Origin of the sequence: Flavihumibacter profundi, assembly GCF_020076305.1 — a bacterium.
Lineage (GTDB): Bacteria > Bacteroidota > Bacteroidia > Chitinophagales > Chitinophagaceae > Flavihumibacter > Flavihumibacter profundi.
This window is the reverse complement of sequence record NZ_JAIQXE010000001.1, coordinates 397,195-413,451: the sequence shown is the minus strand read 5'-3', so window position 1 is coordinate 413,451 and position 16,257 is coordinate 397,195. Positions and strand designations below refer to the sequence as shown.

General features: G+C 41.4%; 13 protein-coding genes. 12 read left to right on the top strand and 1 reads right to left on the bottom strand.

Going from position 1 to position 16,257, the window contains the following annotated elements; translation table 11 throughout:
* Window positions 1–51 precede the first annotated feature (51 nt).
* The 12 genes from miaB to LAQ65_RS01690 all read left to right on the top strand — a co-directional run bounded on the left by miaB (window position 52) and on the right by LAQ65_RS01690 (window position 15,339).
* Entirely contained in the window at window positions 52–1,479 is a 1,428-nt protein-coding gene (gene miaB, locus LAQ65_RS01745; RefSeq protein WP_224115208.1) for a tRNA (N6-isopentenyl adenosine(37)-C2)-methylthiotransferase MiaB, read from the top strand.
* Between the two features lie 57 nt (window positions 1,480–1,536).
* Entirely contained in the window at window positions 1,537–2,799 is a 1,263-nt protein-coding gene (locus LAQ65_RS01740) for a sigma-54 interaction domain-containing protein (RefSeq protein ID WP_224115207.1), read from the top strand.
* A complete protein-coding gene (lptE, locus tag LAQ65_RS01735; RefSeq protein WP_224115206.1) occupies window positions 2,792–3,289 on the top strand; it encodes an LPS assembly lipoprotein LptE in 498 nt (165 codons plus the stop codon). Before LAQ65_RS01740 ends, lptE begins: the two co-directional genes overlap by 8 nt.
* A gap of 29 nt (window positions 3,290–3,318) precedes the next feature.
* The gene (locus LAQ65_RS01730) at window positions 3,319–4,158 is read left to right on the top strand and encodes a hypothetical protein (protein ID WP_224115205.1); all 840 of its coding nucleotides are present in this window, start codon (window positions 3,319–3,321) and stop codon (window positions 4,156–4,158) included.
* A 1-nt stretch (window position 4,159) separates the two neighbouring features.
* Entirely contained in the window at window positions 4,160–4,534 is a 375-nt protein-coding gene (gene secG, locus LAQ65_RS01725) for a preprotein translocase subunit SecG (protein WP_224115204.1), read from the top strand.
* A 78-nt stretch (window positions 4,535–4,612) separates the two neighbouring features.
* Entirely contained in the window at window positions 4,613–5,653 is a 1,041-nt protein-coding gene (mltG, locus tag LAQ65_RS01720; RefSeq protein ID WP_224115203.1) for an endolytic transglycosylase MltG, read from the top strand.
* 1 nt (window position 5,654) lies between these two features.
* Window positions 5,655–6,626 (top strand): YihY/virulence factor BrkB family protein, encoded by a 972-nt coding sequence (locus LAQ65_RS01715; RefSeq protein ID WP_224115202.1) that lies wholly within the window; start codon window positions 5,655–5,657, stop codon window positions 6,624–6,626.
* A gap of 18 nt (window positions 6,627–6,644) precedes the next feature.
* Window positions 6,645–7,247 (top strand): redoxin family protein, encoded by a 603-nt coding sequence (locus tag LAQ65_RS01710; protein WP_224115201.1) that lies wholly within the window; start codon window positions 6,645–6,647, stop codon window positions 7,245–7,247.
* A gap of 102 nt (window positions 7,248–7,349) precedes the next feature.
* Window positions 7,350–10,430, top strand: coding sequence for an AsmA-like C-terminal region-containing protein (locus LAQ65_RS01705; protein WP_224115200.1), 3,081 nt, complete (start codon window positions 7,350–7,352; stop codon window positions 10,428–10,430).
* Window positions 10,431–10,543: 113 nt separating this feature from the next.
* Entirely contained in the window at window positions 10,544–12,967 is a 2,424-nt protein-coding gene (locus LAQ65_RS01700; protein ID WP_224115199.1) for a sodium-translocating pyrophosphatase, read from the top strand.
* A gap of 178 nt (window positions 12,968–13,145) precedes the next feature.
* Window positions 13,146–13,529, top strand: a complete 384-nt coding sequence (locus LAQ65_RS01695; protein WP_224115198.1) for a BlaI/MecI/CopY family transcriptional regulator — start codon at window positions 13,146–13,148, stop codon at window positions 13,527–13,529.
* Between the two features lies 1 nt (window position 13,530).
* Window positions 13,531–15,339 carry a M56 family metallopeptidase gene (locus tag LAQ65_RS01690; RefSeq protein WP_224115197.1) on the top strand — a complete coding sequence of 603 codons (1,809 nt, stop codon included), beginning with the start codon at window positions 13,531–13,533 and terminating at the stop codon, window positions 15,337–15,339.
* Here the strand turns inward: LAQ65_RS01690 and LAQ65_RS01685 are convergent.
* Window positions 15,336–16,001: a WbqC family protein gene (locus tag LAQ65_RS01685; RefSeq protein ID WP_224115196.1), complete on the bottom strand. Its 666-nt coding sequence runs from the start codon at window positions 15,999–16,001 to the stop codon at window positions 15,336–15,338. The two genes, LAQ65_RS01690 and LAQ65_RS01685, sit on opposite strands and share 4 nt — an antisense overlap.
* Window positions 16,002–16,257: the final 256 nt, after the last annotated feature.

The window sequence follows — 16,257 nt, the reverse complement described above, 5'->3', positions numbered from 1 at the left end:
TTGACACCAATAGCCATTTTTAGCTATTTTTGCACTCTTAATTTCTAAGAGATGCTGGATTTGTCTATCCAAAAAGTACATGATGAAGCGAGGCAGGGTGAGGCATTTGCCCCTGCGGTGCCGGTGGATGCTCCTTTTAAAAAATTCTTTTACATCGAAAGTTATGGCTGCGCCATGAATTTTTCCGATAGCGAAGTGGTGGCTTCAATTTTGCAGGACAGTGGGTTTGGTGCAACAAGGGATGTAGAAATGGCCGACCTGGTTTTATTGAATACCTGTTCTATCCGCGAAAAAGCAGAACAAACGGTACGTAAGCGGCTTACAGAATTTAAAAAAGCAAAAAGAGCAAAACCCGGTATGCTGGTTGGCGTACTGGGCTGCATGGCAGAGCGGCTTAAAGCAAAATTGCTGGAAGAAGAAAAACTGGTTGATCTCGTTGTTGGTCCGGATGCATACAGGACCCTTCCCTATTTAATTGAAGAAGCAGAAAGTGGGCAAAAAGCGGTAAACGTATTGTTGAGCCGCGATGAAACTTATGCTGACATTTCCCCGGTCAGGCTTGATTCCAATGGCATTTCAGCCTTTGTAAGCATTATGCGGGGCTGTAATAACATGTGTTCATTTTGTGTGGTTCCTTTTACCCGGGGAAGGGAAAGAAGTCGCGATGCAGAAAGTATCATAGCAGAGTGTACCGATTTGTTCCGGCAGGGGTATAAAGAAGTGACCCTGTTGGGGCAGAATGTTGATAGCTACTATTACCAGGGAAATAATGACAAATCGCCAATAACCTTTGCCATGCTGCTTGAAAAAGTGGCCAATATTTCTCCGGACCTGAGAATCCGTTTTTCCACTTCCCATCCCAAAGACATCACCGATGAGGTTTTGTATACAATGGCGAAGTATGATAATATCTGCAAGTATATCCATCTTCCGGTCCAAAGTGGCAATAGCCGGATTTTGCAACTCATGAACAGAACATATACCCGGGAATGGTACATGGCCAAAGTTGACCGCATCAGGCAAATATTGCCGGAATGTGGCATCTCTGCCGATGTAATTGCCGGATTTTGTACCGAAACAGAAGCCGAGCACCAGGATACACTGAGTATAATGGAATACAGCCGTTATGACATGAGTTATATGTTCTTTTATAGCGAAAGGCCCGGAACACTTGCGGCAAAAAGGTATACGGATGATATTCCGGAAGAAACCAAGAAAAGAAGGTTGCAGGAGATAGTTAACCTGCAGGGTATCTTGAGCCATGCCAGCAATGAACGCGACCTGGGCAAGACTTTCAAGGTACTTATTGAAGGAGATAGCCGTAAAAGCAAAGCAGACTGGATGGGAAGAAACAGCCAGAATAAAGTGATTGTGTTTCCCAAGCAGCATTATACCTTACAAAAAGGTGATTACATAACTGTAAAAGTTACAGATTGCACCAGAACTACCCTGGTTGGGGAGATTATCCAGGATGAATGAATTCAACCTGCTGTTCACTCAATCACCAAATGAACTTATCACTATTCCCACTAAACCATGGACATCCAAAGCATAAAAAACCGATTCGGCATAATTGGCAACTCCCCTTCCCTGATCCATTCCCTAAACGTAGCGGCCCAGGTGGCCAATACCGATTTAAGTGTATTGATAGTTGGTGAAAGCGGTGTCGGTAAAGAAGCATTTTCCCAAATTATCCACGCACTTTCAGCACGTAAACACAATCCCTTCATAGCTGTAAACTGCGGTGCAATTCCCGAAGGCACCATTGATTCAGAGTTGTTCGGGCATGAGAAAGGTGCATTTACGGGGGCTGTAGACAGCAGGAAAGGTTATTTTGAAACTGTAAATGGGGGAACAATATTCCTGGATGAAATCGGTGAAATGCCACTGGGAACGCAGGCACGTTTGCTTAGGGTTTTGGAAGCAGGTGAATTTATACGTGTCGGATCGTCAAAAGTGCAAAAAACTGATGTAAGGGTTATCGCTGCAACCAATAAGGACCTGCTTGAATTTACACAAAACGGGAAATTCCGGGAAGACCTGTATTACCGGCTGAGCACTGTTCCAATAAGGGTTCCTTCACTTCGTGACCGAAAAGAAGACATACCCTTGTTATTCCGCAAATTTGCTGTTGATTTTGCAGAAAGGTATAAAACTTCCCCTGTTCAACTTGATGATGAAGCAAGGCAGTTGCTGGTCCAATATCCGTTCCCCGGAAATGTGCGGGAATTGAAAAATATTGCAGAACAGGTTTCTGTACTCAGCACAGATAAAACCATTGGTGCTGCAGAATTAGTGAAGTTCCTTCCGGTACATGCCAATAACCGTTTGCCCATGGTAGTTGCCAGCGGCGGTGCGGGGGCACATGAATTCAGTAATGAACGGGAACTGCTTTACAAGCTCTTTTTCGATATGAAAAAAGACGTAACCGAACTGAAGAAAATGTTTGTTGAAATTTTACAAAATCCAGGTGAAGCTGCAGCTGCTGCAGCATATACCAAAGAAAGCCTGATGCGTGAATATCCTGCAGCAGTAGAATTCCAGCAAGCCACACAGGTATTACCTGCATCCTATATGCAAAGCCAGGGTGTACAGCAACCAGCAGTGCTTTTACCTCATGATGATATTCACGAACATGAAGAAGTGGAAGAGTCTTTAAATATAATGGACAAGGAAAAAGAACTGATTGTGAAGGCACTGAAAAAGCACAAAGGCAAAAGAAAAGATGCGGCCTCCGACCTGGGCATCAGTGAAAGAACACTATACAGAAAACTTAAAGAATACGATATTAATGACTAAGTATTTAATCATTCCCCTGCTGGCATGTATCCTTACCTTTAGTGGCTGTTACTCTTTTAAGGATGTATCGATTCCTCCGGAAGTGAAAACCATCCGTGTAACCTATATTGAGAATAAGGCAAGGTATGTTAATCCACAGCTGAGTCCACAGCTTACAGATAGACTCCGGCAAAAAGTGATCAGTCAGACTGGCCGGACGCAAATACAAGGCGATAACGCTGATTATGATATCAGCGGATATATCAGCGATTATTCCTTAAGTACAACAGGCATATCTAATAAGCAGGCAGCCAGTAACCGGTTGAATGTTTCCGTGCACATCGTCTTTAAAAACAGGCTGGATGAGAAAAAGAATTTCGAGGCCGACATTACCAGGAATTTCGATTTTAATGCTTCATTGAGCCTGCAGCAGGCAGAAACCCAATTAAATGATGCCATTATTAAAAACCTGAGCGACGAAATTTTCAACAGGATTTTTTCAAACTGGTAATAAGCCAGTATATTGCCCTTCCGCATAAAATGGAGCTCAACAAAACCATACAATTTTATTTCCGCCAGCCTTCACTGGATAGCGTGAGTATTCCTGAATTGGAAAAGGCCGTTGAAAAATTTCCATATTGCGCTTCACTCCAATACCTCTTATTAAAAAAGCAATTCCAGGAGAATGACCCTGGTTTTGGTAAACAGCTTGATAAGGCCTACCTGTATTTTCCCAATTATTACCGGTTACATACTTTATTGAAGGAGCCTGCCGCCAGCAAACATTTCGATATACCACCTGTTCCGGAAATAATTACCCCTGCAGAGCAGCCTGTTCCAGAAACACCTGAATTGCTGGTACCTGAAATTCAGGCCGAAGAGGATGAATCGCCGGCCCAGGAAGTAGAATCCGGACCCGAACCGGCGCTTCGTACAGACCTGTTGATGAAAGAATCACCAATTCCGATCCCTTCCCTGAAGGATATAAGTCCACAGACCGACGAATTACCCATTTTTGAACCCTACCATACCATCGACTATTTTGCCTCCCAGGGCATTAAACTAAGTCATGAATTGCCTGTTAATGATAAGCTTGGCCGGCAACTAAGGAGTTTTACCGATTGGATCAAAACCATGAAAAGGCTGCCCCAGACAGACCTGGAACAGCAAATTGCCGAAGCGGGACTGGGAGAAAAAATTGTTGCCATGGCCGCTGGTTCCGTTCAACACAGCGAAATTTTAACCGAAACAATGGCTGAAGTGCTGGTAAAACAGGGGAATTTTGGAAAAGCCATTGATTTGTACCACAAATTAAGTTTGGCCCATCCCGACAAATCCGTTTATTTTGCGGCACGAATTGAACAATTAAAACATAGATAAGATGATCATCCTGTTCTTGATATTAGTATTAGTGTCCAGTGCTATCCTGGGATTTATCATCCTGGTTCAAAATCCAAAAGGTGGTGGATTGGCAGGAAATGTTGGCGGATTGAGCAATCAGTTCATGGGGGTTAAGCAAACCACTGACGTATTGGAAAGAGGCACCTGGATTTTTTCAACCGTAGTTGCCTTGCTTTGCATTTTCTCTGCAATGTTTATTCCAAAAGTAACATCCAAGAATAATAACCTGCTGGAGCAGTTAAATACAAAACCTGCTGCTACGGCCCCGGCTCAAACCCCTGCAAACCAGGGAACACAACCGCTGGCACCTGCACCCGCACCAGCCAATAACCAGCCGGTTAGTCCTGCAAAATAATTTACGCAAGATCCTTTATTAAAACCCTGCACCTATAGCAGGGTTTTTTGTTTTAATTTACGCAGTAATCAACGATCCATGAAAAGAATCCTTCTTCTTTTAGCCATAATTGGCGCAATTCTGGCTGGTACTGTTGCGTGGATTTTCCTTGGACCAGCAACAGCTTTCAAAGGAAAAACTTTCCAGCTTGAAATACACACGGGGAGCACCTATGAAAACGTAATTCTGGAAATCAGGAATAAAAACCTGGTATACCACCCGGCAATGTTTAACCTGCTGGCAAAGCAACTAAACTACCCGGAAAAAGTGAAAGCAGGCCGGTATACCCTTCACAACGGAAGCAGCCTGGTATCAATAATCAGGAAACTAAGGAACGGTCAGCAAGATCCTGTAAACCTTATAATCACAAAACTTCGCACAAAAGAAGAATTCGCAGGCCTTGCCGGGAAGAAATTCGAATCGGACTCAGCCATTTTCCTCCAATACCTGGTCAATAACGATTCCTTAGCCAAATACGGACTTGATTCAAACACAATAATGGGTGGTGTCATGCCAGACACTTATACATATTTTTGGAATACGGCGCCTTCAAAGGTGCTGGAGAAAATCATTAAAACATACAAGGAATTCTGGACAGATGAACGCATACGAAAAGCCAGGTTAAAAGGATTAACGCCCCAACAGGTAATTGTACTTGCCTCAATTGTAGAAGAAGAAACCAATAAAAATGAGGATAAGGGAAATATTGCCAGCGTGTATTTGAACCGCCTGAATAAAGGCATGCGGCTGGCTGCTGACCCCACCGTTAAATTTGCACTTCGCGATTTCGGATTGAAAAGAATCTACAATAAACACCTTGCGGTAGAATCACCTTATAATACATACAGGTATTCCGGATTGCCACCAGGGCCCATCTGCACACCACAACGGGTAACCATAGACGCTGTACTTGATGCACCGCAAACGAATTACCTGTTTTTTGTTGCAAAAGCCGATTTTTCAGGGTATCATGTATTTGCAGAAACTTACCAGCAACACCTTGAAAATGCAAAAGCTTACCAACAGGCACTTGATAACTATATGAAAACAAAAAATACACCGGAAGATACAGGCAACTAACATGATCAAACTTGAACGTATTATATTAAATACTTTACCCGTTCGATTTGTAATCAGTAAAAGCAAGAAAATAATTCTGCCTGGTTTCGAAGGACTACCAATATATGACGTTGTGATGTTTTTTATCTCACAGGTCCGCAAAGTTGGCCTGAATGATCGTGCCGCGGCTATTTCATTCAACCTGCTGATGGCGATTCCGGCCTCAACGATTTTCTTATGTACCCTAATCCCCTATATGCCATTTTCGAGGCAAATCACTTCTGAGCTTTTACTGTTAACCCGGGATGTAACACCAAACCTGAATACTTATTTATTAGTAAAAAAATTCCTGGAAGACTTTATTGAAACACCAAGGTCGGGATTACTTTCCTTTGGATTCCTTGCTGCAATATATTACGCTTCAAATGCTGTTCTGGGTATAATGAGGACTTTTAATAAATCGCTGATGTTTTCAACCGACAGGAATTTTTTACAAAGCAGGTGGCTTGCAGTAAGGATAACAACTGTATTAATATTACTGATCCTTAGTGCAATCATTTTGATGCTGGCACAGGGATCGGCACTGAACTGGGCACTTGATAAATTACATATCAATACACCAATCGTTAACTGGATGGTCAAAAACCTGCGATGGTTATTTATTGTTGCCCTTGTTTACTACAGTATTGCTATTATTTATAAATATGTACCTGCGATCCATGAGCGGTGGCAATTATCATCCCCGGGTACAATTTTGGCTACAGGTTTAATTATTTTGACCGTTCTGATTTTTTCAGCCTGGGTAAACAGGTTCAATAATTTCAATAAAGTATATGGATCAATTGGAACAATTCTGATATTAATGCTGCTGATTTATTTTAGTTCACTGGTGTTACTGATTGGATATGAACTCAATGTAAGTATACATTCGCTTAAGATGATGGCTGCTGAACGTGCAAGGAAAGAAAGTTTAGGGTCGGCTATATCTAATTAAATCATCGAAATTCAATACATGAAACTAATATTAGCCCTATTACTAACAACCAGCTACAGCCTGAGTTTCTGGATGCAGGTCAATCCCTTACCAATCGGATCCGCATTGCCAAAGGGTGGTATAAAAATGAAAGATGTTTCAGGAAAACTGATGTCATTACAAGATGTAAAAACAAGTAATGGACTGCTGGTTATTTTTAATGCAAATACTTGTCCCTATGTCTTGAAAAACCAGGCAAGGACAAGTGATATTGCACAATATGCACAACAGAAAAGCATTGGCATAGTTGTCCTGAACGCAAATGAAGGTTACCGGCATAGTGAAGATTCTTATGCTGCAATGCAAAAATATGCTGTTGCACAATCTTACAAATGGCCTTATGCAATGGATAGTGATAGTGAATTGGCTGATGCATTCGGCGCAACACGCGCCCCGGAATGCTTCCTGTTTGATGGGAAAAGTATTTTAGTTTACCATGGTGCGATTGATGATAATCCGGCTGACGAAACAAAAATTAAACGGCAACACTTAAAGGAAGCCATTAATGAAATGCTGGCAGGAAAGGAAATTACAGTAAAGGAAAGCAGGATCATAGGCTGCGCCATCAAAAGAAAAGGATAAACCAGCAGTTTAAGCAACAGTACCAAAGGTTTTACGTTTCTATTCCCAGCCCATACCGTAAAATGGCATTGTATTTCAGGAGTTATAAAAATCCAGTATCTGATGAAGAAAAAAATCGTTGTTACAATAGGCCTTTTACTGGCTATTTTAGGTGTTTTTGCAATAGCCATCCCATTCATTTTCAGTGATCAGTTGAAATCCATGGCCAAAGAGGAACTCAACCGCCACGTAAATGCCAAAGCAGGATTCCGGGATGCATCCCTATCCTTTTTCAGGCATTTCCCCAGGGTTTCCTTCACAATTGACCAGCTATCCATTGTTGGGGCAGACCAATTCAAAGGTGACACACTGCTATCTGCCGACCGCATTGATTTGGCCATAAATTTATTCAGTCTATTTGGGAAAGGCCCGATTGAGGTATCAGCAGTTACCTTCAATTCTCCCCGCATCCACGCAATAATTGATAAATCCGGCAAACCAAACTGGGATATTGTAAAGCCTGGTATTGATGACAGTACGGATGCCGGGAAAAGTTCCGGATTTAAGGTAAAACTTGATAAATATTCCATCAATGATGCTTTCCTGGCCTATGATGATGATGAATCCAATATGCACCTCAGGGTTAATCAACTTAATCATGAAGGAAGCGGGAATTTCAGTGCTGGACAATTCAGCTTATCAACCAGTACTACCAGCAAGGGATGTACATTTAAATACAATGGCTTACCCTATTTATTGAATACCAATATTGACCTGGCTGCTATTATCGATATAAACACCCGGGAAAGCAAATACACTTTCAATAAAGCAACTGCCCGTTTAAATGATATAGAAATAAATGCAGGTGGTTTTATCCGGTTGGTGAATGATTCTACTTATGGAATGGATATACAGTTTAACACGCCTTCCAATGAATTCAGGAATATACTTTCGCTGGTACCGGCAGTTTACCAGAACGAATTCAAATCTTTAGCTACAAAAGGAAGTGCAGCTTTCAATGGTTTTGTGAAAGGCAATTATTCCCCGCGGCAACTGCCCGCTTATGTTGTAAACCTTACAATAAACGATGGGTACTTTAAATATCCTGACCTCCCGCAACCAGTGCAAAATATCAACTTAGACCTTAAAATATCTAACGCAGACGGACAACCGGATAATACTGTAATCGATCTTCATAAAGCCAGCCTTAAATTCGGAACTGAACCTTTTAACCTGAGCATCCTATATAAAAACCCTGAAACGATACGGTATATTGATGTAACTGTAAAAGGCAAACTGGATCTGGGTACAGTCGGGCAGTTCATCAAATTGGCGGAAGGAACAAAATTAAGCGGGCAAATAAATGCAGACCTACAGGCGAGGGGCAACCTTGTTGCAGTGCTACAACAAAAGCCGGGGCTGTTCCAGGCAAATGGACTTTTACAGGTATTGAACCTTTCTTATGCATCTGAAGAATTCCCACAGCCGATACATAATACAAATGCCACCATTCAATTTTCCAATCCAGACGGGCTGGCAGACAATACACAGATCAATATTACTAATGGCCATACAGAATTCGGAACAGATAAAATTGACTTTAACCTGCTGCTTACCCACCCTGCCACTGATCCAAATTTTGACGGATCAGTAAACGGAAGTTTAGGACTCGACAGGATTAAACAATGGTACAGCTTTGAGCCTGGCACAAGCATAAACGGTCACATCAATGCAGACCTGCACATCAAGGGAAAAAAATCAATGGTTGACCAGAAAAAATACGAATCAGTGCAAACATCAGGCAAGCTAAATATTGCTGACCTAAACTATATAACCAAATCCTACCCGCAAGGCTTTCAATTAAAATCAGCCACCCTTGATTTTAACCCAAAAGAAATCAATATTACCGCAGCAGATGGGAGCTTCCAGCAAACGCTTTTTTCTGCAACCGGAAAGATTACTAACGCAATCGGGTATGTGCTAAAAGACGAACCGCTTACCGGATCGCTCCAGGTTAAATCAGATAAAATAAACCTGAATAAATGGATGGGCACAACCGAAACCCCGAAAACAGCCGACACTTCAAAGTCCCTGCCATTTGCAGTTCCGGCTAATATCCACTTTAACCTAAATGGTGTTGCCGACCTCGTAACTTATGATAATGTAAATTATGAAAATGTAGAGGGTGCCCTGAATATTAATAATGAAACGGTTACCCTCCAGAACCTTACTATGCAGGCTCTGGGCGGATCAATATTATTAAATGGGTCTTATTCAACTAAGGTTAGTAAAACAAAACCCGCCATCAGCCTGAATTACGACCTTAGGAACCTTGATGTAGAGCAAACATTCAAAGCCTATAATACAGTAAAATACCTGATGCCTGTTGGGGAATTTATAGCGGGAAAGCTGAATTCTACCTTACAGCTAAATGGCAGGTTGGGAGAATCTATGATACCCGACCTTTCCTCCCTGGAAGGCAAGGGGATGTTACTGTTGGTGGAAGGATTTCTTAGTAAGTTCAAACCCCTGGAAGAATTGGCAGTAAAACTAAATATTCCAGAGTTGAAACAGATAAGTGTGAAAGATGTAAAGCAATACATTGAATTTGTAAATGGTAAAGTATTGGTGAAACCGTTTAAACTAAAAGTTGATGATATTGATATGGAGATCGGGGGAATGCATGGTTTTGACCAATCCCTGGACTATGTAATTAACCTTAAAATACCGCGGGCAAAACTGGGTAACCAGGTCAACCAGCTGGTTAATTCACTTGCTGCTGACCTTACAAAAAAAGGAATACCGGTTCAACTCGGGGAAACTATTAGCCTTAAAGTAAATATGGGTGGGAGTATTTCAAAACCAACCATCACTTATAATTTACAACAAGCTTCTGCCAGCCTTGCTAATGAAATGGAACAAAAAGTGAAAAACCTTGCAGCGGAGCAAAAAGTAAAAGCCGACAGCCTGGTCGCTGAAACCCGCAAAGCAGCCAGTGATTCCCTTGAAATGGTAAAAAAACAAGCCCTGATAGATGCAGAACAACTTATAAAGGAACAGATTTCCGGTAAAAAAGACAGTTCCCGGACAGGAGTAAACGGCCTTTCAACCCCTAAAAAAGCCGAAGAAGCTGCCAAAGGATTACTTAACAATATCCTTCGAAAAAAGAAAAATCCAGCCGACAGTACCCTGAAAAATCAATAATCCATCGAAAAGGTTAAGCATAAAAGCCACCTGTAGACAATTACAGGTGGCTTTTATGGCTTTTCTACCCTATTTTTGCCCACTCTAAAAATTTTGTTAACAAGCATTTCATTATGGACAAATTGTTTTACCTGGTCCCGGCGTTTGGTGTTATCGGCTTGCTGTACACCTTTATTAAATTTGCCTGGGTTTCCAAACAAGATGCCGGTACAGACCGGATGAAAGAAATCAGTCAATACATCGCAGAAGGTGCCATGGCTTTCCTGAAAGCGGAGTGGAAAATTCTGGGTTATTTTGTTGTTATTGTTGGTATCCTTTTAGGATATATGGCAAGCAGGAATGAACATTCCCACTGGAGTATTGCTATTGCATTCGTAATTGGTGCTGTATTCAGCGCATTAGCTGGATATATAGGTATGCGTATTGCCACCAAAGCAAACGTACGTACAGCCCATGCTGCCCGCACCAGTTTATCCAAAGCGCTCCTGGTTTCCTTCACCGGTGGTTCTGTAATGGGCCTGGGTGTGGCTGGATTAGCTGTTTTAGGCCTTGGCAGTTTATTCATTGTCCTTGTTACTTCATTTGCACCAGGCTTAGCGGCTAATGATGCATTGGTAGCTAAGGCTATTGAGGTATTAACAGGCTTTTCACTGGGAGCAGAATCCATTGCCCTTTTCGCCCGTGTAGGCGGTGGTATTTATACAAAAGCGGCCGACGTGGGTGCCGACCTGGTTGGTAAGGTGGAAGCAGGAATCCCCGAGGATGATCCGCGTAACCCGGCTACAATTGCTGATAACGTTGGCGATAATGTTGGTGATGTAGCGGGAATGGGAGCAGATTTATTCGGTTCTTATGTCGCAACTGTACTGGCTACCATGGTACTCGGTCAGGAAACCATCGCAACTGATAATTATAATGGGTTCTCCCCTATTTTATTACCTATGCTGATTGCTGGCGTAGGTATCCTTTTCTCTATAGTAGGCACCTGGTTTGTCAGGATCTCCGAATCTGCAGGAATCAGTACAGAGGCAGTACAAAAAGCTTTAAATATGGGTAACTGGGGATCAGTGGTTTTATCGGCCATTGCATCTTTCTTCCTGGTACAATATATTTTACCAGACACAACCCTTTCACTGCGAGGATTTGAATTCACCCGTATAGATGTATTTTATGCCATCCTTGTTGGACTGGCAGTAGGTATCCTGATGAGCATCATCACGGAGTACTATACCGCCATGGGGAAACGCCCGGTAAACAGCATAATACGGCAATCTGCAACAGGACATGCTACCAATATTATTGGTGGCCTGGCAATGGGAATGGAATCAACTTTTTTGCCTATCCTCGTGCTGGCTGCAGGGATTTATGGTTCGTATCATTTCGCAGGCCTTTATGGTGTGGCAATTGCTGCTGCTGGTATGATGGCAACAACTGCCATGCAATTAGCCATTGACGCATTTGGTCCAATTGCAGATAATGCCGGTGGAATTGCTGAAATGAGTGAATTGCCTAAAGAAGTTCGTGAAAAAACGGATATCCTCGATGCAGTAGGTAACACAACAGCTGCAACTGGTAAAGGTTTCGCAATCGCTTCTGCAGCACTTACAGCCCTTGCACTTTTTGCAGCCTTTGTTGGAGTGGCTGGAATAAGCGGTATTGATATTTATAAGGCTGATGTACTTGCCTGTTTATTTGTAGGTGGTATGATTCCATTTATATTCTCATCGCTGGCCATACGCGCAGTTGGTGAGGCCGCCATGGCCATGGTAGAAGAAGTGCGCCGTCAGTTCCGCACTATTCCTGGTATCATGGAAGGTACAGGTAAGCCTGAATATGATAAATGCGTGGCGATTTCAACAGACGCTTCCATTAAAAAAATGATGCTACCCGGAGCAATAACTATTGCTTCCCCAATTATAATTGGTTTCATCTTTGGACCAGAAGCATTGGGTGGATTCCTTGCCGGCGCAACTGTAAGTGGTGTGCTGATGGGAATGTTTCAGAACAATGCAGGAGGTGCCTGGGACAATGCTAAAAAATCATTCGAGAAAGGCGTGATGATTAATGGCGAAATGTATTACAAAAAATCTGAGCCCCATAAAGCCTCAGTTACTGGTGATACTGTTGGTGATCCATTTAAAGATACTTCCGGACCGTCTATGAATATCCTGATCAAACTGATGAGCATTGTATCATTGGTTATTGCGCCTACCCTGGCTGATATTCACCATACGCGGGACGGAAAGGCTCATGAAATGAAAATCCAAAAAACCATGGAAGTTCGGGTTAATGCAGACAGCCAATCTGGTACAACAGTTAATATAAAAGGCTCTTCTGATGACCAAAAATTAAATGGCCTGGTGGATGCACTTAAAAGAGATGGTTATTCGGTTGATGGAAAACTTTCAGTGGACTATAAGAAAGGAATTTTGGCAGTTAATGGAAAAGAATTATCAACTGAATCCGTTAAGAAATATGAAAAATTCCTTTCTCCCGGGAATGACATTTCAATTTCTATCAAAGTGAATGAAAATTAGTCCTTACTTTTGTAACAGAAACTAATCAGATCCAAATACCAAAAGTCCCGACGTGTCTACGTGGGGGCTTTTGCTTTTATAGCCACCCCTTAATTTCTGCATATTATTCATTTTTTTTTAACATTTGCCTGCCCTATAATACGAAACAAATCGTATTTTCATAGTTAAATACAGTGCCATGGCTTCTACCAAGTATATTAAACCCACGGAGAGTGAACTTGAAATATTACAGGTGCTTTGGAATAAAGGTCTGGCCAGCGTTCGGGAAGTTCATGAAGAATTAGCGCAAACAAAAGATGTTGGGTACACAACAACGTTAAAGCTGATGCAAATCATGAATGAAAAAGGGTTGGTAAAACGCGATGATTCAGTAAAGACGCACATTTACCAGGCAGCTGTAAGCCGTGAAAAAACTCAAAAACACCTTCTTGGAAAAATGATTGATGGTTTGTTTGGTGGATCTTCTACCCAACTTGTATTACAGGCCCTGGGCAATCATAAAGCCTCTGATCACGAGCTTGAAGAAATCCAGGATTTATTAAACAACCTTAAAAAACACTAATATGCCGAACCATCCCCAGGCTGCTTTCCTTGAAGCACTGGGCTGGACCATTCTGAACAGTACATGGCAGTTTGGATTATTGTGGTTTTTTTTCCTGTTTTTGAAAAAGGTCTTGCCAAAGAGGTCTGCCGCAGTTAGGTATAATTTATCCCTTTTCTTTCTCTTGTTCGGGGTAAGTTGGGCGGCATTTACCCTGATCCTCCGGTGGAATAGCCTTCTTGGGAATGGTTACCAATTGGCATCATTTAGTAATATTAAATTACAGGCAGTATATGCTCAGACGAGGCTTTGGACCAGCATTTGTTTACCTTATATTGCAATTATCTACCTGATTTGGATTTCTTTCAGCTTATTCAGATTTTCACATTTGTTATTGGTGAGCCGGCAATTGAAAACTAGTAGTCTCAGGAAAGTACCGGTTGATTGGCGCCTTTTCCTGGATAACATGTCCGCACAATTAAATATAAGTTTCTCAATAAGTATCTGGATATCTGAAAAAATTGATACTCCCGTAATATTGGGCTGGTTAAAACCAGCAATTCTTCTTCCGGTTTCTGCATTAAGTAACCTTTCCCCTGACCAGTTGGAAGCAATTTTAATTCATGAACTAGCACATATAAAAAGAAATGATTATATCTGGAATATATTCATTGTTTTATCAGAAGTATTCTTCTATTTCAATCCATTTACACATTTCCTAATTGCAGCTATCCGGGAAGAAAGGGAACATTCCTGTGATGACTGGGTTTTACAATTTAGTTATCAACCACAACGCTATGCCAATGCCTTATTACAACTGGAAAAGCACAGGATAAATAAACATTCCCAATTAATATTAGCAGCCCGGGGATCAAGTCGCAATTTGCTGCTCAATCGCATTCAAAGGATGCTGAATATTCCTATCTCCCATACAGGTAATCATGTAAAATTTGCCCTTTTTACCAGTTTGGCAGTTGTTTTTTGCGCATTTGGGCTACTGGAACCCAGGCAGGAAATAAGGAGATATTTACAGGAATCACCGATTCATCCAATAATCAGCCCTGAAGGGAATAAACCTTTTTATTTACCTGTTCAATTGGGAAATAAAAAAAGGCTTGCGGCTGTTTTCTCCCAAAAGCCATTAACGAACTCTAAAAGGATAAAGGATAAAATCAAGCCATCTTTTAAATCGGTTGACCTACTAGTCCCGGCGGAGGAAGCAAACTGGATTGCAATAAAATCTATATATGAGGCGCAAAAACCCGTGATTGCTCTGCAAACTGAAGAACGGGCCTTTTCCCTTGAGGAAGATCAGGATGAAATTCCAGTTCCGATTCAACTCAATAATTTCCCATACGTTCCAAAAAGCAGTTTCCTGGCTAATAATCTGGAAGACACTTTAAAGCGATTGGAGGGCTCAAAGGTAAAATTGGACAATTTACATGCCATGGAAGTTGCCTTTCAGGCGCAATTATCTTTAGAAAAAGTAAACTGGGATAAATTAAAGGCAGAACTCGAGAATACAGGAAAATCATCAGAATCTATCCAACAAGAGTTTGAAAAAGCCCTCGCCAGGATAGACTGGAATAAGGTTCAACAGGAAGCATCTAAGGCAGTTCAGCAAATGGAAAAATTGCCAATTACAAAAAAAGCAGTCCTTACCGAACAACTCCAGGCAACCTATCAACTCCGGCAGGCCCAACTCGAAATGCTGAATAAACAACTGGAAAAGCAGCAAAAAGACTTCAGAAAAGCTATCGAAAAGCATGATCTGGAGATGAAGAAACTGCAGCAAAAATCAGCTCACCAACGCAAAATTGTTTACATCTAAGATAGAACATTAAGGGCTGCAGGGCCTTCGCAAAACAGCAAATCCAACACCGAAAGCCCGGGAATAAAACCGACCCTGTCTTCAAATACCTGGGTATACTTCATATGTATGACCTCTGTGCCAAGCCACTCTTCCTTATTCCCCGGCCTGAACAGGTTGGTGAAATCATTCCCATTTTCCCACCCGGCGGGAATTACCCGGCGGGTAGTACCCGCCGGGTAATTCCCGCCGGGTGAAGCAAACCTCCAATTAATACGATTAGCGAATTGACGATTTATCCATTCGAAACAAGCAAGGTTCCAATCCATCAAAAAAGTATGCTGTTGATTATAAAGAACTGCCAGTTCGTCACAATAATGTTCAAACCATGGGGAGCGATTATAGCATGACGTTATTGTTCTAAAATGAATCACCTGCCACTTGCCGGGAGCAATCCGTACGTCCTTATATAATTGCTGCTCATTCCTGCTATTCACTAAAGGAATGGATAAACTCAACAATCCGTCAGCTCCACTAAGCCATAACCTGTTCCTAAAACTCATTTTAACATGGTACTCAGATTTATCAAATTCTATATACTTATATTGAACTGCTTTTTTATACCAATTAACATTTGCAAAATACTGTAAATCAATATATAGTATTTCATTATTAATATTCATTTCAATTCTTTTTATTTTGCATTAATTTATGCCATTACAGCTGGTTTAAAGTTACTTAAAATACAGTTTAAATAACTCTTTAAATATTGTATTTAATTGTAATTAAGCAATTTATAAATTAATTCTATTGCTAAAAATATTGCTTTATAAATACAGCCTTTAATAAAAAGGTAAATACTTTAAAACCCAAATATTTTGGGAATGAAGATACGGTATTTAAGGAAAATGAATTTGGCGATAAACGGCCAATCCCCTA

Excerpts from the sequence above, each read along its gene's own strand:
- miaB (WP_224115208.1), top strand. The coding sequence starts at position 52 with ATGCTGGATTTGTCTATCCAAAAAGTACATGATGAAGCGAGGCAGGGT.
- LAQ65_RS01740 (WP_224115207.1), top strand. The coding sequence starts at position 1,537 with ATGGACATCCAAAGCATAAAAAACCGATTCGGCATAATTGGCAACTCC.
- lptE (WP_224115206.1), top strand. The coding sequence starts at position 2,792 with ATGACTAAGTATTTAATCATTCCCCTGCTGGCATGTATCCTTACCTTT.
- LAQ65_RS01730 (WP_224115205.1), top strand. The coding sequence starts at position 3,319 with ATGGAGCTCAACAAAACCATACAATTTTATTTCCGCCAGCCTTCACTG.
- secG (WP_224115204.1), top strand. The coding sequence starts at position 4,160 with ATGATCATCCTGTTCTTGATATTAGTATTAGTGTCCAGTGCTATCCTG.
- mltG (WP_224115203.1), top strand. The coding sequence starts at position 4,613 with ATGAAAAGAATCCTTCTTCTTTTAGCCATAATTGGCGCAATTCTGGCT.
- LAQ65_RS01715 (WP_224115202.1), top strand. The coding sequence starts at position 5,655 with ATGATCAAACTTGAACGTATTATATTAAATACTTTACCCGTTCGATTT.
- LAQ65_RS01710 (WP_224115201.1), top strand. The coding sequence starts at position 6,645 with ATGAAACTAATATTAGCCCTATTACTAACAACCAGCTACAGCCTGAGT.
- LAQ65_RS01705 (WP_224115200.1), top strand. The coding sequence starts at position 7,350 with ATGAAGAAAAAAATCGTTGTTACAATAGGCCTTTTACTGGCTATTTTA.
- LAQ65_RS01700 (WP_224115199.1), top strand. The coding sequence starts at position 10,544 with ATGGACAAATTGTTTTACCTGGTCCCGGCGTTTGGTGTTATCGGCTTG.
- LAQ65_RS01695 (WP_224115198.1), top strand. The coding sequence starts at position 13,146 with ATGGCTTCTACCAAGTATATTAAACCCACGGAGAGTGAACTTGAAATA.
- LAQ65_RS01690 (WP_224115197.1), top strand. The coding sequence starts at position 13,531 with ATGCCGAACCATCCCCAGGCTGCTTTCCTTGAAGCACTGGGCTGGACC.
- LAQ65_RS01685 (WP_224115196.1), bottom strand. The coding sequence starts at position 16,001 with ATGAATATTAATAATGAAATACTATATATTGATTTACAGTATTTTGCA.